The sequence below is a fragment of the Desulfitibacter alkalitolerans DSM 16504 genome, from assembly GCF_000620305.1.
Lineage (GTDB): Bacteria > Bacillota > DSM-16504 > Desulfitibacterales > Desulfitibacteraceae > Desulfitibacter > Desulfitibacter alkalitolerans.
This window is the reverse complement of sequence record NZ_KK211100.1, coordinates 1,144,835-1,164,703: the sequence shown is the minus strand read 5'-3', so window position 1 is coordinate 1,164,703 and position 19,869 is coordinate 1,144,835. Positions and strand designations below refer to the sequence as shown.

19 protein-coding genes are annotated in these 19,869 nt (G+C 40.9%); 11 read left to right on the top strand and 8 right to left on the bottom strand.

What is annotated here, in order from left to right:
• Positions 1–236: 236 nt before the first annotated feature.
• The 5 genes from K364_RS0111275 (at position 237) to K364_RS0111255 (ending at position 7,430) form a co-directional block, all read left to right on the top strand.
• Complete coding sequence (locus K364_RS0111275) at positions 237–1,460, top strand: serine hydrolase domain-containing protein (protein ID WP_242841681.1); 1,224 nt, start codon at positions 237–239, stop codon at positions 1,458–1,460.
• A gap of 134 nt (positions 1,461–1,594) precedes the next feature.
• Complete coding sequence (locus K364_RS0111270) at positions 1,595–2,353, top strand: SagB/ThcOx family dehydrogenase (RefSeq protein ID WP_028308112.1); 759 nt, start codon at positions 1,595–1,597, stop codon at positions 2,351–2,353.
• A 30-nt stretch (positions 2,354–2,383) separates the two neighbouring features.
• The gene (locus tag K364_RS0111265; RefSeq protein ID WP_028308111.1) at positions 2,384–2,782 is read left to right on the top strand and encodes a hypothetical protein; all 399 of its coding nucleotides are present in this window, start codon (positions 2,384–2,386) and stop codon (positions 2,780–2,782) included.
• Between the two features lie 143 nt (positions 2,783–2,925).
• A complete protein-coding gene (locus tag K364_RS25630; RefSeq protein WP_084295745.1) occupies positions 2,926–3,264 on the top strand; it encodes a glutaredoxin family protein in 339 nt (112 codons plus the stop codon).
• Positions 3,265–3,749: 485 nt separating this feature from the next.
• The gene (locus K364_RS0111255; protein WP_028308110.1) at positions 3,750–7,430 is read left to right on the top strand and encodes a DEAD/DEAH box helicase; all 3,681 of its coding nucleotides are present in this window, start codon (positions 3,750–3,752) and stop codon (positions 7,428–7,430) included.
• Between the two features lie 45 nt (positions 7,431–7,475).
• Here K364_RS0111255 and K364_RS0111250 read toward each other — a convergent pair whose 3' ends face one another.
• From K364_RS0111250 to hydG, 4 genes are all read right to left on the bottom strand, one after another.
• Positions 7,476–7,709 carry a TM1266 family iron-only hydrogenase system putative regulator gene (locus K364_RS0111250; RefSeq protein ID WP_028308109.1) on the bottom strand — a complete coding sequence of 78 codons (234 nt, stop codon included), beginning with the start codon at positions 7,707–7,709 and terminating at the stop codon, positions 7,476–7,478.
• A 193-nt stretch (positions 7,710–7,902) separates the two neighbouring features.
• A complete protein-coding gene (gene hydF / locus K364_RS0111245) occupies positions 7,903–9,132 on the bottom strand; it encodes a [FeFe] hydrogenase H-cluster maturation GTPase HydF (protein WP_028308108.1) in 1,230 nt (409 codons plus the stop codon).
• A 248-nt stretch (positions 9,133–9,380) separates the two neighbouring features.
• Positions 9,381–10,436: a [FeFe] hydrogenase H-cluster radical SAM maturase HydE gene (gene hydE, locus K364_RS23770; protein ID WP_051533983.1), complete on the bottom strand. Its 1,056-nt coding sequence runs from the start codon at positions 10,434–10,436 to the stop codon at positions 9,381–9,383.
• A 71-nt stretch (positions 10,437–10,507) separates the two neighbouring features.
• Complete coding sequence (gene hydG, locus K364_RS0111235) at positions 10,508–11,872, bottom strand: [FeFe] hydrogenase H-cluster radical SAM maturase HydG (protein ID WP_028308107.1); 1,365 nt, start codon at positions 11,870–11,872, stop codon at positions 10,508–10,510.
• A gap of 562 nt (positions 11,873–12,434) precedes the next feature.
• Between hydG and tatA the strand changes: the two genes are divergently transcribed.
• Positions 12,435–12,638 carry a twin-arginine translocase TatA/TatE family subunit gene (gene tatA / locus K364_RS0111230; RefSeq protein ID WP_028308106.1) on the top strand — a complete coding sequence of 68 codons (204 nt, stop codon included), beginning with the start codon at positions 12,435–12,437 and terminating at the stop codon, positions 12,636–12,638.
• A 55-nt stretch (positions 12,639–12,693) separates the two neighbouring features.
• Here tatA and K364_RS0111225 read toward each other — a convergent pair whose 3' ends face one another.
• From K364_RS0111225 to K364_RS0111210, 4 genes are all read right to left on the bottom strand, one after another.
• Positions 12,694–13,131 carry a type II toxin-antitoxin system VapC family toxin gene (locus K364_RS0111225; protein ID WP_242841680.1) on the bottom strand — a complete coding sequence of 146 codons (438 nt, stop codon included), beginning with the start codon at positions 13,129–13,131 and terminating at the stop codon, positions 12,694–12,696.
• The gene (locus K364_RS0111220; protein WP_028308104.1) at positions 13,128–13,412 is read right to left on the bottom strand and encodes a type II toxin-antitoxin system Phd/YefM family antitoxin; all 285 of its coding nucleotides are present in this window, start codon (positions 13,410–13,412) and stop codon (positions 13,128–13,130) included. Before K364_RS0111220 ends, K364_RS0111225 begins: the two co-directional genes overlap by 4 nt.
• A gap of 206 nt (positions 13,413–13,618) precedes the next feature.
• Positions 13,619–16,579, bottom strand: a complete 2,961-nt coding sequence (locus tag K364_RS25625) for a diguanylate cyclase (protein ID WP_051533982.1) — start codon at positions 16,577–16,579, stop codon at positions 13,619–13,621.
• Between the two features lie 254 nt (positions 16,580–16,833).
• Complete coding sequence (locus K364_RS0111210) at positions 16,834–17,325, bottom strand: ferritin family protein (RefSeq protein WP_028308103.1); 492 nt, start codon at positions 17,323–17,325, stop codon at positions 16,834–16,836.
• A gap of 410 nt (positions 17,326–17,735) precedes the next feature.
• Here K364_RS0111210 and K364_RS0111205 point away from each other — a divergent pair, with 410 nt between their 5' ends.
• The 5 genes from K364_RS0111205 to K364_RS25620 all read left to right on the top strand — a co-directional run bounded on the left by K364_RS0111205 (position 17,736) and on the right by K364_RS25620 (position 19,830).
• Positions 17,736–17,960 (top strand): DUF1659 domain-containing protein, encoded by a 225-nt coding sequence (locus K364_RS0111205; protein WP_028308102.1) that lies wholly within the window; start codon positions 17,736–17,738, stop codon positions 17,958–17,960.
• Positions 17,961–18,022: 62 nt separating this feature from the next.
• Positions 18,023–18,247: a DUF2922 domain-containing protein gene (locus tag K364_RS0111200; RefSeq protein WP_028308101.1), complete on the top strand. Its 225-nt coding sequence runs from the start codon at positions 18,023–18,025 to the stop codon at positions 18,245–18,247.
• A gap of 234 nt (positions 18,248–18,481) precedes the next feature.
• The gene (locus tag K364_RS23760; protein ID WP_035269068.1) at positions 18,482–18,628 is read left to right on the top strand and encodes a YvrJ family protein; all 147 of its coding nucleotides are present in this window, start codon (positions 18,482–18,484) and stop codon (positions 18,626–18,628) included.
• On the top strand, positions 18,618–19,202 hold the full coding sequence (locus K364_RS23755; protein ID WP_051533981.1) for a peptidoglycan recognition protein family protein: 585 nt from the start codon (positions 18,618–18,620) through the stop codon (positions 19,200–19,202). The genes K364_RS23760 and K364_RS23755 overlap by 11 nt, the downstream gene beginning before the upstream one ends.
• Before the next feature lie 22 nt (positions 19,203–19,224).
• Positions 19,225–19,830 (top strand): hypothetical protein, encoded by a 606-nt coding sequence (locus tag K364_RS25620; RefSeq protein WP_028308100.1) that lies wholly within the window; start codon positions 19,225–19,227, stop codon positions 19,828–19,830.
• Positions 19,831–19,869: the final 39 nt, after the last annotated feature.

The following is a 19,869-nucleotide window of genomic DNA, read 5'->3' as shown; positions in this document are numbered from 1 at the left end:
AAAAAGATGCTAAAGTGTCAAGTGTACTAAGGTGTACTAAATCATAGTAAAGGTACAGTTCTCTTACTGACTAGCGCAAAGCAGCCAAAGGAACCGTCCCTCTGGTTACTCTGGCTAAAAATTATAACATCATTAGGCAGGAAAATTTAAACATAAAGAAGAAATCCTAGAAGGAATTTTTTCTAAATTAGATGTTTTCTAAATATAAAATGAAAGATGAATATTAGTGAAGGGTGGTGCAAATCGTTACTGAGGAGGTAAAATATAGTCTTCCTTTTTGTAACGCACATATTATGTTTAAAATTAGACAAAAAAAGCCACTAACAGCCTCAGAAAATGACACAATTAAAGAGCGTCTGGAGGAACTCTTAAATGATCTTATAAAGACAAACAATATCATGCATGCAATTACTGCAGTTGAAAGTGGTGACGGATCTTTCCAGTGGTCTGGAGCCCGAGGTGCAGCAAACCCAGATGGGACGCCCATGGAGGTTGAAACCCCTTTTTGGATTGCCAGTGTTACGAAATTATTCATTGCAGCTGTAATACTAAAGCTTCATGAGCAGGATCGAATATCCATAAATCATGCTATGTCCGCTTATCTACCCCAAAGTATTACTAGAGAACTCCATCTTTCAAATGGCGCGGATTATACAAACAAGATTACAATCCGTCATTTACTCAGTCATTCATCGGGTCTACCCGACTATTTGATAGTTCATACAAAGGGTGAAAAAAGCCTATTTGAAAGTCTCCTTGAAGAAGGTGATCGGACTGTTTCTATTGATGAAAGTATGCAGATAGTCCGCAGGGTAAAATCTCCTCACTTTCCTCCCCGGTCTTTGGAGGAAGGGAAAAAGAAAGTTCGTTATTCTGATACAAATTTTCAGCTGCTCATTGCTATCATCACGGCTGTAACTGGGCAATCCTTACATGCAGCCTTTGAAGAAATGCTGTATAAACCCCTAAATTTAAAACAAACGTTCCTTCCAGGAACCCTGCCAACTGACCCTGTTTCTCAAGCAGCTACAGTATGGTATAAAGATATGCCCCTAAACATACCAAAAGCAATGAGCTCTATAGGAGATTTAAATAGTACCATCGTTGATCTGCTGGCATTCATGCGGGCGCTGATTTATGGCAGAGTCTTTGCTAAACCCATCACCCTTGATCTTATGCTAAACGAGTGGAACAAATTCGGCTTGTCTTTTAGTCCAGTGGGCCCCGGTTGGCCAATTGAATACAGCCTAGGAATGATGCGCTTTAAAATGCCGCGTATTTTTACCCCTTTTAACCCCATGCCAGGGGTTATAGGACACACAGGAGCTTCCGGCTCATGGCTATTTTACTGTCCGTCCATGGATATTTTTCTTGCTGGTAATGTGAGTCAAATAACAGCCGGTGCAGTACCATTTAAGGTTGTTCCTAAACAATTGAGCATTCTAAATAAATACTTTTAAGAGAATATAAGATAATAAAGGATTAGGCTATATTAGCGTTTAGAGGATAGAGGTGGGGGTATAAGTCTAACAAGGATGTATGTGGGCTATTTGAGTTATAATATAAATAGTTAATTTAAGGCAGGTGATGTAATGTGGAGAAGGAATTAAGAAGGCAATACAGGTTTTTTCTTAAAGACACCATCCGTAAGGCAATTGATTTTTCTGAAACTGATCAAAACATGGGCGTAGAAAGCCCTCTCATTGAAAAACCCCATAGTACAGATGCTGTGAAGGTTGACCTAATAAAACCTGAGAATTTGCAAAATATTAAGGGAATAGACTTGGCTGCGACAATAGCAAAACGAAAGAGCAGAAGAAAATACACTGATGAACCACTTACCATGGAAGAAATATCTTTCCTGCTTTGGGCCACACAGGGTATAAGAGGAGAACCGTCACATGGGCATGCTCTTCGCACGGTTCCTTCAGCAGGATGCCGCCATGCATTTGAAACGTACTTAACTGTTTTTAACATACAGGGTTTAAAACAGGGGATATATAGATACCTGCCCACGACACATCAGCTTCTTTTTGAATCCTCACCACATAACCTCAGGCAAAAGACCACTAGAGCAGCCTTTGGGCAAAAATTTGCAGGGAATTCAGCAGTTACCTTTATTTGGACTGCAATTCCCTATAGAATGGAATGGCGATATGGCCTTGCTGCATATAAAGTAATTGCCATTGATGTGGGTCACGTGTGTCAAAATCTATACCTTGTCTGTGAAGGAATTGGTGCCGGTACTTGTGCCATAGCAGCTTATGACCAAGAAGGTGCAGATGCCTTGCTGGGTGTTGATGGTGAGGATGAATTTGTAGTGTATATGGCTTCGGTGGGTAAGACGATTTAAAACGGAAATTATAAGTAGAGGGTGATGGTTTTGAATGAATGGAGAGAACTACTTTACAAAAGCATAGAGGAAGGAACTCTAAACTCTTTAAATAAGGTTTTTGATTTTATAGAAGAAGAGTTTTTGGAATTAACTGACCCAATAAAGAAAATGGATCCAACGCTAGTTTCCATGTACAAAAAAGGCGTTTGTGATGAATTAATAGTAAGTATCGGTGAAAACAATCTAAAATTTATAAGTGATGGGTACAAAAATGAAGTAACCGTTACAAATCGACTTAATGATAAAATTGCGGTTATAAAGATCATAAATTACTGTGCATATGGTTTTATGACTGAAGGTTCTTATGAAATTAGTGAAACAAGGGAAGTCTTAAACAAAGAGTTTATTGATAAAATTTTCAAGATGACCTTTGAAGTTAAAAATTAGCCACAGTCTGTAATATTTCTAAGGGCAAAAACCTGAGCAGCTGCCTGTGAGCAGCAGTATTTTTATTATTACTTGTACACCAATGATTTTAATGTAGACTAAATATAAGTGGATTAAATATAAAGGGAAAAGAGGTGTGTCAATTGAAAAATGTTACCATGTTTACAACCAGGACATGACCACACTGTAACACAGCAAGAGAGTTTCTCTTGAAACGAGGAATTATTTTTGAAGAACAGGATGTAAATGAGGACTCTGCAGCCAGGGCTGAGTTTTCACGAAGAGGACTTCAAGGGGTACCAGCCTTTTTAATAGGCGACCAAGTGGTTGTTGGATTTGACAGACAAAAAATAGAAAGCCTTTTAGATTATAGTATTGTTGGTTGTAATGAGTGCAATGCTCGTATGAGGGTGCCAAAAAACAAGGGTAACATTATTGTTACATGTCCAAAGTGCAGCAATAAATTTAAGATGTCAACATAAGTCTGGGGCAGTTTAATGACCAAAATATAGTAGAGCTCCAACTTCCTCCCAAGGAAGGCTTACTATTGCTGGCAGTGTTGGCAGTGCTGGCAGTGCTGGCAGTGCTGGCAGAAGTGGATGGACAATGGAAAACACAATTTTAAGAAGCACAATTAGGAATAATTAGGAATCACAGCTATAAGAAAACAAATCTGGGTTATAAAATACTATTGCCATGAACCGGGGAGCATTTATGCCCGGTTTTTTGTGCTCAAATGTACAAAAGGTACCAAAGTGTCAAGTGTATTAAAGCATATTAAAGCATACTAAAGCATGCTAAAGCATAGTGAATGGGCTGTCTTCTTACTGACTAGCGCCAAGCAGCCAAAGGAACCGTCCCCCTGGTTAGTTTTTTTTACTAGTATTCTTGTGGAGAAAATATTATCATTATTGTATATTTTACTTAGAGCAAGCTTAGATTAACAAATAATGAAGGAGACGACCAGATGTCACGAAAAAAATACGGAAAAACCTGGTGGGGCAATGTTTGGGTGGAGGCCCTGGAAAGAATAGATTACCATACCAACAGATTGCCCAGGGGGAGAGCCTATGCCGGTGGTGATAGGGTAAAGCATGTGGAAATAACCCCAAAGGGCAATATTACTGCAAAGGTAAAGGGTACACGAATCAGGCCATATAGCATTGAAATAGGCCTAAGAAAATTTAATGATCAAGAAATACAAATCATCCGGGAGTTAATTGAAGGCAATCCCCTCGTGGCTTCTCAGCTATCCATGGGCAAGCTGCCAGAGAACCTTCTGGAATTATTAGCCAAAAAAGGGGTCCAGCTGCTTCCAGATTCATGGGAGCAAATAGCTGCCCAATGCTCTTGTCCTGATTGGGCCAATCCCTGTAAACACCTTGCAGCAGTATATTATATCCTGGCAAATGAAATAGACAAGGATCCATACATTTTATTCAAGCTGCGTGGTGTGAACAAGGAAGCCCTGCTAAGTGATGCAGTTCATGAGCCTCAGGCCAATTCATTAATGGAACAAGAGAAACAGCTGCCTTTTATTAAGTACAGTGATTTCAAGCCCAATGAATACATGAACTATGCGGAAAACACTACTAACAAATCCATTAAATCCACAGAAAAGCTTGATTTAAGCTCAATTGCTAACAACATGCAGGGTGAACAGATCTTTGCCCTCTTAAGTGATGCACCTCTTTTTTACGAAGGCAAGGAATTTAAAAAAAGACTTCTTAAAGCCTATGAAAATTGTGCAAAAGCTGTTGAAGACCTGGAGCTAATTGAAAATGGCTTCTGCTTTGCAAACCTCAAGCTAACCCTTTTGTATCCTGGGAAAAAAGATGAAGCATATACCTTTTTTCTTAGTGAAGACACTTCCCCTGACCAACCCATAGAGAGGCTCTTATCTGCAGGAATAGAAAAAACAATATCCATTCCCCACTGGCAGGATGGGAAGCTGAGCCTTAAAAAGAAAAAGGGAACTATAGTGTCTTTGGAAGAGGTGATAGACCTGTTTCTGACCCTGCCCCTTGAACTGCCCCAGGAGAATACCCCGCCCTGGGCCAATTTTCTTTGCGGAGCAGCAGGGGCAGCCCGAGCCCTGTCCAGGTCATCTGCCTTTGTGCCTGTAGTCAAGCTTGTTGACGAAGCGGGGAGCTTTACTGTATGCTACCGGCCCCTGGATAGAATCAGCGGCCTGCAGGGTATAATAGAATACCTTTCGCAGCTGCTGCCCCCGGACTTCATATATAACCAAAAAGAGAAAAGCCTGCTCATGCAGAAGGAGGCAGTAGAAGAGGTAATACAGTTAATTCTCTCTCACATTATGTATAAATATAATGCCCAAAAGGTTGACAAGGATGATGAACTTGCCCTGGCTTTCTTTACTGGGAAAAAGTACAAGGCAGACAGCTTTGAAAAAAGGCAGACAGGCAATGCTGTAGCTAACTGGTTGGCATGGCTAAACCTTGAGAATTCATCTGTTGCTCCTGTTATTAAAATAGGGCTTCCTGCAAAGGGTAGTGAAAAATTTAGAATGCTTGTGGAAGTAGAAAACAAAAAAGATCCCCTGGCACCTTTGGTCCCCCTGGCCAAGATCTTTACTAATGATAAACAGGACAAGGAAGCAGAGTTGTTTTCCCTGCCCATACCAGTGGTGCGCAGGGAAGTAGCAAATCAGTTAACTATTGCTGGAGAATATTTGCCAGTACTAAAAAACATTCTTCAGTTAAAGGGCAAAAAGGGTGCTGAAGTTTCCCCAGAGGCAATGGCAGGTTTCCTGGGACAAACTAAAGACATACTTTCTCTCCTTGGAATTGGCGTTATGATACCCAGGGAGCTAAAGAAAATGGCAGCCCCTAAATTAGCCATTTCAGCTAGAACTAAGGGTGAGGCCTCTGCAGTTTCATATCTTAATCTTGCAGATATGCTAGAGTTTTCATGGCAAATAGCCGTTGGGGACAAGCTTATATCGCCTAAAGAATTTCGTGAGCTGGTAAAAAATGCAGGCAAGGTGGTAAAATACAGGGATGAATACATACTTCTGCAGCCGGAAGAAATAAAACAAATCCTGGATAGGCTTCAGAAGCCTGAGCCCAGGATGAATTCCATGGAGGTACTTCAGGCAGCCATTAGCGGCCAGACAGCACATGCTGATTTTCTACCAGACCAGGTGCTCCAAAAAATGATAGATGCCTTGACTTCTAAAAGCATTCAGGAAGAAATACCGCCGCCTTCAGGGTTAAATGCCAATCTGCGGCCATACCAGCTCAGGGGATTAAGCTGGCTTTACGGCAATGCAGTCAGGGGAATAGGCTCCTGCCTTGCAGATGATATGGGCTTGGGCAAGACCCTGCAGGTTATTGCTTTGATTCTTAAGCTCAAGGAAGAGGGCAGGCTTGCTAGACCGGTTCTCATAGTATGTCCGACAACACTAATAGGCAATTGGAGCAAGGAGCTGGAAAGGTTTGCTCCTTCACTTGAGGTGGAAATCTATCACGGTTTTTCACGCAAATTAGCTGCCAAAAATATAGATGTTATCATTACCTCATATGGAATTCTCCGCGGAGACAGGATAAAATTCAAAAAGCGCACCTTTGACCTGGTTGTTATAGATGAGGCACAAAATATAAAGAACCCCGATACGGATCAGACCAGAGCAGTTAAAGATTTGCAAGCCCAAGCATATATTGCCATGACAGGAACACCAGTGGAAAACAGGGTTTTAGAGCTTTGGAGTATTTTTGACTTTATCAATCACGGCTTTTTAGGGAACAAGCAGGATTTTAAAACTCACTTTGCCAATCCCATTGAAAAATACCGTGATGGGCAAAAAATCCAAAAGCTAAGAAATGTTACAGGTCCATTTATCCTCAGAAGAGTAAAAACAGATAAATCAGTAATAAGGGACCTGCCGGACAAGGTTATAAAGGATGAATATTGTTATCTCAGTAAGGAGCAGGCTGCCCTTTATCAGAAGGTAACTGATGCACTTTTAAAGAGCATTGAGGAAAGTGAAGGTATTGAAAGAAAGGGGATAGTTTTCAAGCTCATTACCTCTCTCAAGCAGATCTGCAATCATCCTGTTCATTATACAAAAAAGGGAACTGTTACTAAAGAGCATTCAGGGAAAGCTTTAAAAACCCTGGAGCTAATTCAAAGCATCAGGGAGAAAAATGAGAAGGTCTTGGTATTTACACAGTATAAGGAAATGGGAGAGCTCCTGCAAAAGCTGATTTATGATGAATTGAAGCTGGAGGCACTTTTTTTCCATGGAAGCCTTAATCGTAAAAAGCGTGATGAGATGATTCATGAGTTTCAAAACCACAAGGCAGGCTCCCCCATTATGATTGTATCCCTTAAAGCAGGGGGCACGGGCCTAAACCTAACGGCTGCTTCCAATGTCATACATTATGACCTCTGGTGGAATCCGGCAGTTGAGGACCAGGCTACAGACAGGACATACAGAATAGGCCAGCTGCAAAACGTCATGGTTCACAGGCTTATTAGTATAGGCACCTTTGAAGAAAAAATCAATGAGATGATTAATGATAAAAGAGAGCTGGCGGAGTTAACAGTGGCTGCTGGTGAGACAAGAATTAGCGAAATGTCTAATCAAGAGCTCAAGGAGCTATTTGTGCTTAGCAAATACTAATTTGAATTCTAAATGACAACCGGGCAGAAAATGTTTTGCCCGGTTTTAGTATGCAACTACTGATTTGACCTTTACACCCTTGATATTACCCAACTTGCCAGTTAAAGCCCCTATGTCATCAGTAGTGCCGTCTATGATTAAGGATATTACTGATACACCCCTGTCCTTGTAGGGGATACCCATTCTGCCAACTACAAGGTGGCCGTAACTGGCAATGATGTCATTGACCTTTGCAGCACTTTCCGCCCTGTTTCCTATAACAATTCCTATTACAGCTATCCTGGTATCCTGATTTTTCCCTGGTTCTTTTCTTGCTTGCTTTTTTTCCTGCTTTCTTGCTTGCTTTTCTTCTTGTATTTCGTCCAGTTTCTCTAGACTCATTAGTGTTCACCTGCCTGTTTATAATGCGCCTTCTCCCATGGCCAAGCACCACTAGCTTTGCATGGGTTCTCGGATTTTCTTTACCATTATTTTACCCTAATTCCTTTAAAATGGCACTAGCCTCGGGGAAGGAATCTAGAGCTCTAGGCAGGATACCATGGAGGTAGGCAATGAGTACCCCATAGTTTACCATGGGCACCTTGCTTGCCCTGGCTTTTGACAGGCGGTGCAGCATTTCCTTTCTATTAAGCATACATGCACCACAATGGACAATCAGCTTATAGCTCTTAAGATTAGCAGGGAATCCCCTGCCAGTATACCACTCAAACTCTAATTTGCCCTCAACGGCTTTTTCAAGCCATTTAGGAATTTTCACCCTGCCAATATCATCTTCCTGGCGATGGTGTGTACAGCCTTCTGCTATTAGTACACGATCCCCTGGGTTAAGATTTTTTACAGCTGCGGCTCCCTTGACCAGTTCAACCAGGTCTCCCTTCTGGCGGGCCATGATAATGGAAAAGGAGGTCAGACTGATGTCCAGGGGTGTCTCGGCAGCAACCTGATGAAAGGCCTGGGAATCTGTAATTACAATGGTGGGCTTTTTACTTAGGCCTGCCAGGGTCTGTTTCAGTTCAGTTTCCTTTGTTACTACACTAATGGCAGCATGCTCCAGGATATCTCTAATGACCTGCTGCTGGGGAAGGATTAATCTCCCCTTGGGTGCCGCTGAATCAATTGGCACTACCAATACGGCAAAATCTCCAGGCTTGACTAGATCCCCCACAAGAGAAATTTCAAGGGCTTCGCCAGGGGCTGCCTTGATAATTTCTTGTATAAGCTCATCTATACCTGTCCCAGTTTCAGCAGAGATTTTAATTAAGCCCTGGCCCAGGACATCCTGCCACTTTTCCAGCTGAATTTCTTCATCCGCCGAAGCATCTATTTTATTAAGGGCAATTATTACAGGTATGTTTTTTTCACGTATGATTCCTGCCAGTTTAATCTCAAAATCTGTTACCCCTATCATGGCATCAACCAGCATTATTGCCACGTCAGTACTATTAAGAACATCATTGGTACGTTTAATCCTCATTTCACCCAGATCTCCTTCATCATCCAGGCCTGCAGTATCAATTAAAACCACAGGACCAAGGGGCAGCAGCTCCATGGTCTTAAATACCGGATCTGTAGTGGTGCCCGGAACAGGAGAAACAAGGGCTGCCGGCTGTTTGGTAAGTGCATTGATAATACTTGATTTGCCTGCATTTCTTCGCCCAAATACTCCTATGTGCAGGCGAGATGATACTGGGGTAGTGTTCATGTTATCCATGTAAACTATCATTCCTTTCCCAACCAGGGGACAACCAGGGGGACGGTTTCCGCTGGTTACTTTGGTGATTCTTATCAACCAGGGGGACCGTCCATTCAGTCTCCTGGGCATTTTTTCATAAATATTAACTAAATATTACTTTTTGCTGTCAATCAAGTCTGTGCAAAAGACAAATAAGGGCAGGGCCGAAAACACTGTTTTATATTCCAATTATGGCTGCTATTATGCTTCCTTTAAAATCAGACAGCAGAACCGTCCCTTTGGTTGTTTTGGTTGGAGTCAATAACCCTTGCTAGCCCGGCCTGTTCAATGGTTTCAAGGGCTTTTTCCAGCTTGATTGCTTTTTTATTGCTGTATATTTTGTAGTTGCTTTTATAAGTCTGAGGAGTATAATTGAGCATGATTACATTGGCTCCTGCCTTTAAAGCTTTTAACTGGCCCTTTTCTTCCAGGGTTTCCAGAGCAGTAGTGGCAGGCAGAAAGGCCTTCCTGCATATTAGTCTTATAACAGCAACAGTCTTTATGGTCATAAAGGTGCTGCCGGGGGGATGGTTTTCCAGGGGAGTGTTTTGAGCTGGTACAAATGGGCCAACCCCTATCATATCCATACCCATATCCCTGAACCATAGTATATCTGCAGCCAGATCCCTTTCACACTGCCCGGGCAGTCCAATGATGCACCCTGAACCATTCATGTAGCCCAGTTCTTTTAACCAGACTGAACATTTTTTTCGCTGGAATAGGCAGTCATCAGGGTGCATTCTGGTAAATATGTCCTTACTAGTAGTTTCAATCTTTAATAGAAATCTTTCAACTCCAGCCTCTCTATAGAGGGCATATTCCTCACGGCTTCGTTCGCCTATGCTCAGGGTAATGGTTATTCCCACCTGTTCCTTGATGCTTTTAATCAAGGACATGATCCTTTCAGGGCTCCACCAGGCATCTTCTCCTGACTGGAGGACAACAGTTCCAATGCCAGCATTTTTAATATCTTGTGCAGCTGCTGTAATTTCATCAATGGTCATGCGGTAGCGGTGAATGCTGTTCTCTGCCCTGATTCCACAATAAAGGCAGTTCTTGCTGCAGTAATTGGAAAACTCAATGATTCCCCGTAAATACACTTCTTTCCCAAATTCCTGCTCCCTGACCTTAAAGGCAGCTGCAAAGAGTGCTTCACTATCTTCACCCTCTGCTTTAAGCAGGGTAACAATGTCTTCTAAAGTATAGCCCCTTCCGTCTTGAACTCTTTTTAGCGATTCTTGAAATCTAGAAAATCTAGTATCTAAACCCTCCATGGTGTTCACTCCCTGTTTCAGCTTTTAAGTTATTTTACTTTTCATGGTTCAATCATGCCACAAGTTGACAATTAAAAATATAAATCCCGCTGCCCCTTGTTAATTAAATCAAGCTTTTCAAGGGTGGCCTCTTTTAGTCTATCATTCTCAATTTCGCCTAAAGCCTTCTGGATAACAACCTCTCCCTGGGAAATATTTTCAGGAGTTCCATAATCTAAAAGGTTTTCCTTGAAGGTCAAGATGGCATTTGGCTGACAGAAAATATGAATGTCACCATGTCTGGCCAGATCCATAAAGTCTTTGCCGGTTCTGCAGCGTCTATAACAGGCTGTGCAGAAGCTGGGAATATAGCCGGAATCACAGATTACCTTGATCATCTGACTCAAGGATCTATGATCACTACTAGAGAATTGCTCGGCATTTTCTTCTTCATGACCATATCCCCCAGGACCTGTCTTGGAGCCGGCACTAATCTGAGACACACCAAGACTTAAGAGCTCATCTCTTAATGCTTCACTTTCACGTGTTGACAGGATAATTCCCGTATATGGTACTGCAAGCCTTAAAACAGCAACCAGCTTTTTAAAATCCATATCACTTATTGGATAGGGGGCTTCCTGTATTAAAGATCCAAAGGCAGGACGCAGCCTTGGCACAGAAATGGTATGGGGACCGATACCATACTTGTTCAACAGGTAGTCTGAATGTTGGAGCATGGCAAGGACTTCATATTTATAGTCATAAAGCCCAAGTAAGGCTCCAATTCCCAGATCATCAATTCCCGCCTCTATAGCCCTGTCCATGGCTGATATGCGCCAATCATAATCTCTTTTTATGCCTGTGGGGTGCATCTTCTTGTAAGTCTCCCTATGATAGGTTTCTTGAAAGAGCTGGTAGGTGCCGATACCTGACTTCTTTAGCTCCCTGTAATCATCAACTGTCATGGGAGCAGCATTGACATTTATTCTGCGGATGTCGCAGCATTCATAGATTGCCTTTACTGCATTGTTTATATGTGCCACATGGGTTTGACTCTGGTCTTCGCCACAAACCAGCAGGATTCTTTTATGACCCTGTTTTTCTATTTCCCTGGCCTGGGCCACAATATCCTCAGTATTTAAGGTCCGTCGATTGAGGTTCTTGTTTTCTGACCTGAAGGCACAGTAGAGACAGTTGTTGGTACAGGCATTGCTTGTGTATAATGGTGCAAACAAGACCACCCTTTTACCATAAACCTTATCCTTAACAAAGCGGGCTGTAGAAAAAAGCTCCTGCAGCTCATAATCATCTTCTGTGTAAAGCAGCCTGGCTGTCTCTTCAAGGCTCAAGCCTTCACATTTTCTTGCCCTGGCAAGTATCTCTTTAACTTCCAAACGGCCAGGTGGGGCCGATGGATTTAAAAGTTCGTTTATTCTATCTTCTTGAATACAATTCATGAAAAAACACCCTTTCTATGGCCTGCAAGCCTTTAATAAGCTAAAGAAACTATAAAACCATATCCATGCAAAATCCTCCTTAATGCAAAAATGCCCCTTCTGACGGTACAGAAAAGGCACACTAAGTCCGCATAAATACTTAACCTCCTTTCCCTCCGAACAAGATTTACTCCCATACGTCAGGTTTTAAAGAACTTTTCCCTTTGAGCCAGGTTATTACCCAACCCATCAGGATAATAATATTAAGTTTTACAATAAAAGCTATAAGAAAAGACAATTTTTCTTTGATATCTATTTTATTTTATTGCCCTGTAAAAAACAATACTTTTGTATAATTTTCATAAATTTTCATAAAGATTTCACACAAATACAAAAGGGCAGTCCGGCAGTTATAGTCATGTGCTAAAGGTATGTTTTGAGTATGGTTTTTTGTAATAAAAGGAAGAAAAATGCTATATCTTTTTAATACATTTAGTGTAAAATTAGTATAAGAATAATATAGAATCAGTTTAAAACAAGTGTTCAATGGGATAATCTAAAATTGTAAAGGAGGCAAAATAACATGTTTGGTATGATAGGTCCTCTTGGAATGTGGGAAATAGTTTTGATTTTAATAATTGCTTTGATTATCTTCGGACCAGGTAAGCTGCCCGAGGTTGGCAAGGCTGTTGGTAGGGGCATAAAAGAATTTAAGAGCGCAGCTAACTCTATAACTAGCGATGAAAGTGAAAAGGAAAAAAAGGAAGCTGAAAACAAACCTTCTTAGATAGAAGGTTTGTTTTCTTGTATAAGATTTTGCTAAAAATTATTAAGCTGCATTACTAAACTGCAAGTTTCTCCCCTAAAGCAGCCACATACAGCCTATTGTCAAATGTCAGTACAGTAAGCTCAGGCAGGTCTTTCTGTAAGGTTTTAGCAGTTGCAAGGTGCCAGAGATCTGCTCCCCTAAGAGGCCATTTGCTGGCCAATGCTTTTATAAAAATAGTATCAGGTGATAAGTTAATCAGCCGCCATGGACCTGTCTCTAGTGATTCAAGGGCTGAAGCTAGCAGAACTTCAGCTAACATTCTTTCCCGTTTAAGGCGGCTAATGACTCCATGGGTTTCTGCCAGGGCCAGGGTGGACATAAAGTGAAATCCATCTGAACTGGCATATTCTAATGCCTGGTCACTATGGCAATCCTTAAAAAGTGCAGAAATTATTGCAGATGAATCCCAATATAGTATATTGGTAGAACTGCTTTTCATCATCTTCATCATCTATCTCGGTCCTCCTGGAGAATAACCTGGGCCTTTTGATCCGGCAGGTGAAGGGGAGGCGGCAGATTCTTGATTTTCTTTTTTGGTGGTTCAATGATTCCCGCTTTTTCAAGCTCTGATAGCCGTTGTTTTAAAGACAGTTTATCTTTTTTAACCGGGCCTAAATATGCTACTGGAGCACCCCTGTCTGTTATGATAATTTCTCTTCCGCCTTGAACATCCTGTATAAGCTTACTTAGGTTAGCTTTAGCTTCTCTAATCCCAATATTGATTTTTTCCATTTCATACACCCCAATATAAAAACTTACTTTAATTGTATTATTTTAATTGTAGTCATTAAGACTACAATTGTCAATATATTAAGGCGTTTATTCAGATATTTCAGGCATCATTCAGACATCATTCAGACATCGCTCAGGCATTATTCAGATATCATTCAGGCATCGCTCAGGCCATTTGCTGGCCAATACTTTTATAAAAACAGCTTCTAACCAAAAGCATCAATTTGAATAGACAGGAAAACCTCCACAAGCTCCGGGTCAAAATGGGTGCCTGAGCAGCGCCTGATCTCTTGCAAAGCCTCATCTATAGTTTTGGCCCTGCTGTAAGGGCGTTCATTTGTCATGGCGTCAAAGGCATCAATTATAGATAAAATACGACATTCTATTGGTATTGACTTGCCTCTAAGGCCAAGGGGGTAGCCTGTTCCGTCCCACTTTTCATGATGTTTTAATATTAAATCAGCTACACTTAGTAAATCTGGGGATGAAGATGCAATCCTGTAGCCTTTTTCAGTATGCTGAGTCATAATGGCCCACTCTTCCTGTGTCAATGGACCTTTTTTAAATAGTATATGATCTGGGATACCAACCTTTCCTAGATCGTGGACCTGGGCTAGCAAAGCCAGGTTATCCAATTGGTGTGAAGAAAGTCCTATTTTCCTGCCAACTTTTAGGCATAAGTGTCCCACCCTTTGGGCATGACCCTCGGTAATATAATCTCTTTCGCCCAATGTGGCCATAAGGGCATTGAGTATCTGGGACTTGGCACTTGCTCCCTTGCGAAGCTTACTGCGGTACATGGCATCATCTGCCGTTTTAAGGGCCGCTGAAAGAGATGTGTTTTTGTCACTAACAGTTGTTGTTCCTAAGGAAATGCTTAATGGCAAATGCTGGTTGTCACTATTGTACTGGGCTTCACTAAACTGAATTCGCCCTGCAATTCTTGCAGATATTGTTTCACTAGTGCCTGGAAGGAGAATTACAAACTCATCTCCCCCAACTCTAGAAATAATGTCGCATGAGCGTAAGTTTTCTTTTAAAATCCTGGCAAACACCTTTAAAAGCTCATCGCCAAGGTCATGTCCCAGGGTATCATTTATCAGCTTTAATCCATCTATATCTGCTGACATGATAGTAATGGGATACTGCCGGCTGTTTTGAAGACGTTTTATCTCAGCTTCAAAAAAGGTACGGTTGTAAACCCCAGTGAGCTTATCATATAAGCTTAGATATTTGAGCTCTTGTTCATAGTGCTTTCTCTCGTTAATATTTGAGTAGCTAATATAACCACCGGTAATAACTCCGTCAATATATACAGGGCTTCCTTTAAGATGGACGTTTACTGGTTTGCCGCTTTTGGTGTATCTGATGGTTTCTCTTTCAATAGTCTGGCCCTTGAGAATTTCAGGAGAAGCATAATCTGCTGCTTTGTTGAAGGGATCTATGATGCTGTTTATGTTCTTGCCAATAACCTCATGATATTCATAGCCAAACATCTGGACAAACTGGGAGTTGACGTTAGAAATGTTACTATTTGTATCAAAATAGACAATGGCATCCAGTGTGTTGGTAAACAAAGCCTGGAAATGTGCCTTTTGATTGTAGATCTCTTTTTCAGCAAGTACCTGGTCAGTAACATCCATAATAACCCCATCTATGCAGATGAGTCTATTTTGAAAATCAAATATTCCCTGCCCCTTGCCATTGACCCATATATAGCCCCCGTCTTTTTTGAGCAGCCTGTAGTTAGTTTTAAAAAATTCTCTTTTCATAAGGGCATTTTGGACTATCCTGGAAACCTCTTCACTATCCTCTGGATGAATTACACTTGCATAGGAGCGAACATTATTATTAATGAAATCAGAACTTGGATAGCCTGATATGTTTTCTATTTCGTTGCTGATAAACTCCATGGTCCAGTCAGCATCATTGGCGCATCTGTAAACTATGCCGGGCACATTGGATACAAAGGCACGGAATTTGACTTCACTATTGTTAATGTCTTGAATCAAGGCAGTAATATTTGTTTTCATCCTGTCAACAGCCCTGGCAATTACACCAATTTCATCTCTTCTTTTTTGGTATTTGCGCAATTCTTCATCTTCAAAGGCAAAGTCATAGCTGGATAATCTGTCTAGTGATTGGGACAGCTTGACTATTGGTCTAGTTACATGCTTGACAGCAAAGTACAGCATTATAGCAATGACAAAAAAAGTGGCTAAAACGGTACCACTCATTTCAGCAACCATGTCTTTTTTAAGGCTGGTTAACTCACTTTCTTCAATAAAGGCTATAAATTTCATGCCCAGCTCTGAAGATGAGTAACTTGTAACCAGGTAATCAGTATTGTTTATATTAATCTTTATGAAGCTTTCCTTTTCACCCTGGCCATTATTAAATGAAATTCCATGGAAGAAATCATTTATGTTTTGAAGCACCAGGTATTGATACCGGGAGTCAGCAATTATTGTTCCGTCATCCTGTGTTAGTACAACAAAACCAGAATCTCCTATGCTAATCCCAGATAACATTACAGCTAATTCACGAAGATTAATATCTACACCTACCACACCGATGAATTGGCCGTGCTCATTTTTTACCTGCTTTGTAAGACTAATCAGCTGGTTTCCAAACCAATCATAGGGAGGGCCTTTTACTACCTGATCTCCACTATCAAGTGCCTGTATATAAAAAGGACGTTTCCTAGGATCATAATTGACCATTACGGGACCTTCTGGGCATTGTATATAACCTCCATATTTTGTTCCCATATAGACATAAACCAGGTTAGGATGGGTGTCTATAAATTTTTTGAAAACACTGTAAATTTCTTCTTCAATGCCGCCATTTTGAGATGGGGTGATAAAAACCTCTTCATTTCTATCCATGTAAGTAGTTATGGTATCATCTGCCTGCATTACAAAATAATTTTTTGACAAATAAGCTACCTTTTCCATGTAGTTTTTAAAAAACATGTTGTAGGCATTTTCAACTTGTTTGATTTCCCGGTTGGTTGCTTCTAAATAATTGCTGGTAATATAGTTGTCCAAAATCTTATTTATAAAAAAGCCCACAATTAGTAAAGGGATCAGAACAGACACCATGAAGATAGCATATAAAACCATGGAATTATTACCTTTTGGCATAGCATCCCTTTGCTTTTTCATTGCCTTTGTTACCTTTCATATTATTAGTTTTCTTTCAAAATTGGTAATTGATGAGAAATTCTCAATTGTTTCTTTTATACTTCTTAATTTTAAAAAAATCTGTTATCTGAGTGTAAACTTGCCTGGGTACCCCTCTTGCTAATGCACTTGCTAACGGCACTTGCTAATGCAAGCACATCCCCAGAATTAGCTCCTGAGGATGTGTATGCAAACAGGTGAGATAAGACACCTGAGTTGTGATTAATATTAAAATTTTAAGACGGGCTAAAGCCCTGGTTCTGCCACCACGCTTCTTTTAATTCATCATAGTGCTTTTCAAAACTTGCAAGGTGCTCTTCTTCCCATTTTACAAGGGTTAAGTACAGTTTTTTTGCCGCGTCTAGTTTAGTGGTTCCAGCGGCCATTTTATAGAAATCTACAGCAGCTTTTTCCATGTTTATGGCAATGCCAAAAACAGATACAGCCAGGGAACCCCTTTCTGTTCCTGCATTAGACCAGGAGAAAATATGGGGGGAAGGTGGGTCTGTTAGCGAAGGGGGAGTTATGACTTCTGTATCCTCACTCATGGATTGGTACATTTCCTTCAACCAATTAAGGTGTTTTTCTTCTTCTTTGGCAAAGTGTGAAAAAGCTTCCCTTGCATCAGCGTCCTTTGTCTGTTGTGCTGCAAGGAGATAAAAGTTATAACCCTCTAATTCATTTAAAATGGCCTGCTTTAGAATCTCCAGTTCATTATTAAGAGCCATAGCAACTCTCCTTTCATGGTTAATCTATAGATGTAATTATGGTTTACAGTTTAGTTAATATTATTTGCAATTTTTACATGTTTTGATAATTTCTTTTTGCATAACAACTTTGTATAAAACTTCTACAGAGTTTTGGAATATCCTAGTTTTCAGTTAAAAAATCTACAAAATCTTCACAAATGATTTTAGTCATTTTAATTCTGACAAAAATATAGAATTGGCTCACATAATTTTAAGTTACAATTAGCATTAAAATTTCATAAATAACCTCAGCATATGTGCTGGACAAGGCTTTATATTTTCCTTGTACTTAACAACAAGTCAACGAAACCGTCCAACAGGTCGGGTTTTTTCTTTTTGTGCACATGGGTTTATCATGTAAATAACTTCAGCAGAGAGGAGGTGAAAAAATGCCAGTTATTAGTTCAGTAGTAAGCTCAGGGTTAAGGCTCATGGTACAAACAGGGATGGATGATGAGGGTCTGCCAATCATTCGCACTAGAAGCTTTAACAGGGTAAAGCCCCAGGCAGCAGATGAGGCTGTCTACAATGTAGGAGATAAGCTTGGGGAGCTTCAGCAGTATCCTGTTACTGCCATTAGAAGGGTTACCGAAAGTGACCTTATTTCCCAGTAATGATGGTTTGGATGTGATGGATGAAGCCGAAGGCAAGAAGACAGGAAGGGAGGTGAAATAATATGCTTACAAGAAGATTAGAGCTGCAGTTTTTCAATGAAGCTGGCACCAGAGCAACTATAGGTCTGGATGATCCAAAGGAGGATTTAACTGATGTGGAGGTTAGAAATGCCATGGAGTCTATCCTGGCTGAGGATGTGTTCACATCCCCAAGGGGTGACCTGGTAGCCATTGCAGGAGCTCGAATTGTCGCTAGAGAGGTTACTGAATTTTCAGTAGCTGAGTAAAGGGAACACAGGGGGATAGGTCCACCACACATATTGAGCATCAAAATAGCTTAAACTTGGGCTTATACCCCCTGTTTTTTCTCCAAACTGCACATTAGTTGTGGTTTGCGGCCTGAAATATAACTTGTGACCTCTTGACCCATGACATGGGCCGCTATTTTATATAAGGCTTTCGCTGGCGCCAAAAGGCTTGGCGAAAGGCAAGTTTTCTTTAATAAAAATGGGGGTGAAAAAATGGAAATGATTTTTACCCAGGTGGGGAATTTTGGCTTTCCCATGGTGGTGGCCATTTATCTCCTGGTAAGGGTAGAAAAGAAGCTTGATGAATTAACCGTTGCCATTAATAATCTTGGAAGGGTGGTTGAGAAAAATGCATCCTAGAGAATTTATTGTACTCCATCACACAGGGGCGGAGGAAGCAGATGCCGGACATGTAAAAAGAAACCATCTGCGCAAAGGCTTCAGGGATATTGGTTATAACTATGTTATAGAAAATGACGGCAAGGTCATCACTGGAAGGCCCCTGGATATCCCAGGGGCCCATTGTATAGCCGACAGGATGAATTTTAGAGGTATCGGAGTAGCCCTTATTGGAAATTTTGAGGAGCGTCATCCCTTTCCGGAGCAGATCAATAGCCTTATTATCCTTCTCCAGGAACTTCAAATTAAGCATTCCATCAATCTGGAAAAAATACTTCTTCATAAAGAAGTTAAGGGCAGCGCAACCAAGTGTCCAGGAAGGCTATTTCCCTGGGATGATTTGAGGCTCTCTCTTTACCCGGATGTTCCCTGGATGTGGCAGATAAAGCTGGGAACATATTTCGACAAAAATATTGCCTTGAATACGGCTCAAGCATTGAGGGACATGGGCTACCCGGCAGTGGTGGAGAGAATAAATATGGAAAATCAAGTAAAAACTGCCTTGACAACAAACATATGTTCGTTTTATAATTAGTTCAGCATAGGAGGTGGGATATATGGAGCGGTTATCCTTTGAGGGCATATGGCAGAATATTAACTGCCTTGTCCCCGTATATAATGAAGAAGGGGGCAATGTGACGCAGGTCCATTTAGATGATGGAAGGGTCCTTACAGACAGCAGAAAGATGTGTACTGTTGTTAAAAACCTGGCAAGGGTTTTTACAGTAGATGTGGAAACGGCTCGTACAAAATATTCAAAGCTTGTTGATAGGAAGATTTCAGTACCTATACCCTTACACCAGGATTTAGTGCTTGTACCTGTTAAGATGAGGAAGCCAATAGCCAGGGAGGATGGGGCATGGGGTTACGTTGTGCTTTCAAAAATAGTCTGCTACAATAAGCACCCTGAAAAGGATAATACCATTCAGATTTTCTTTGATAACGGGCATATTGACGCGCTGCTTCTTACAAAAAGCTTTCAAATAATACTGGAAAGTGCAAAAAAGATACACAGGGCTTACAGACAGCTTCATTTAGTCTCAGCAATAAAAGACAATGATGAGATATTAAAAGAAGAGTTCATCAAATACTGTGTTATGCCCTTTGTGGAGAGAAACCTGCTGCACTATAGGCTGATGGCCAAGAAGGAAAAAGAATATTGATGGGGGACTATTGATGGGGGACTGACCCCTTTTAGGAAA

Excerpts from the sequence above, each read along its gene's own strand:
- K364_RS25625 (WP_051533982.1), bottom strand. The coding sequence starts at position 16,579 with ATGAAAAAGCAAAGGGATGCTATGCCAAAAGGTAATAATTCCATGGTT.
- K364_RS0111255 (WP_028308110.1), top strand. The coding sequence starts at position 3,750 with ATGTCACGAAAAAAATACGGAAAAACCTGGTGGGGCAATGTTTGGGTG.
- K364_RS0111200 (WP_028308101.1), top strand. The coding sequence starts at position 18,023 with ATGCTTACAAGAAGATTAGAGCTGCAGTTTTTCAATGAAGCTGGCACC.
- K364_RS25620 (WP_028308100.1), top strand. The coding sequence starts at position 19,225 with ATGGAGCGGTTATCCTTTGAGGGCATATGGCAGAATATTAACTGCCTT.
- K364_RS23755 (WP_051533981.1), top strand. The coding sequence starts at position 18,618 with ATGCATCCTAGAGAATTTATTGTACTCCATCACACAGGGGCGGAGGAA.
- K364_RS0111210 (WP_028308103.1), bottom strand. The coding sequence starts at position 17,325 with ATGGCTCTTAATAATGAACTGGAGATTCTAAAGCAGGCCATTTTAAAT.
- K364_RS0111220 (WP_028308104.1), bottom strand. The coding sequence starts at position 13,412 with ATGGAAAAAATCAATATTGGGATTAGAGAAGCTAAAGCTAACCTAAGT.
- hydG (WP_028308107.1), bottom strand. The coding sequence starts at position 11,872 with ATGAATTGTATTCAAGAAGATAGAATAAACGAACTTTTAAATCCATCG.
- hydE (WP_051533983.1), bottom strand. The coding sequence starts at position 10,436 with ATGGAGGGTTTAGATACTAGATTTTCTAGATTTCAAGAATCGCTAAAA.
- K364_RS0111205 (WP_028308102.1), top strand. The coding sequence starts at position 17,736 with ATGCCAGTTATTAGTTCAGTAGTAAGCTCAGGGTTAAGGCTCATGGTA.
- K364_RS0111225 (WP_242841680.1), bottom strand. The coding sequence starts at position 13,131 with ATGATGAAGATGATGAAAAGCAGTTCTACCAATATACTATATTGGGAT.
- K364_RS23760 (WP_035269068.1), top strand. The coding sequence starts at position 18,482 with ATGGAAATGATTTTTACCCAGGTGGGGAATTTTGGCTTTCCCATGGTG.
- hydF (WP_028308108.1), bottom strand. The coding sequence starts at position 9,132 with ATGAACACTACCCCAGTATCATCTCGCCTGCACATAGGAGTATTTGGG.
- tatA (WP_028308106.1), top strand. The coding sequence starts at position 12,435 with ATGTTTGGTATGATAGGTCCTCTTGGAATGTGGGAAATAGTTTTGATT.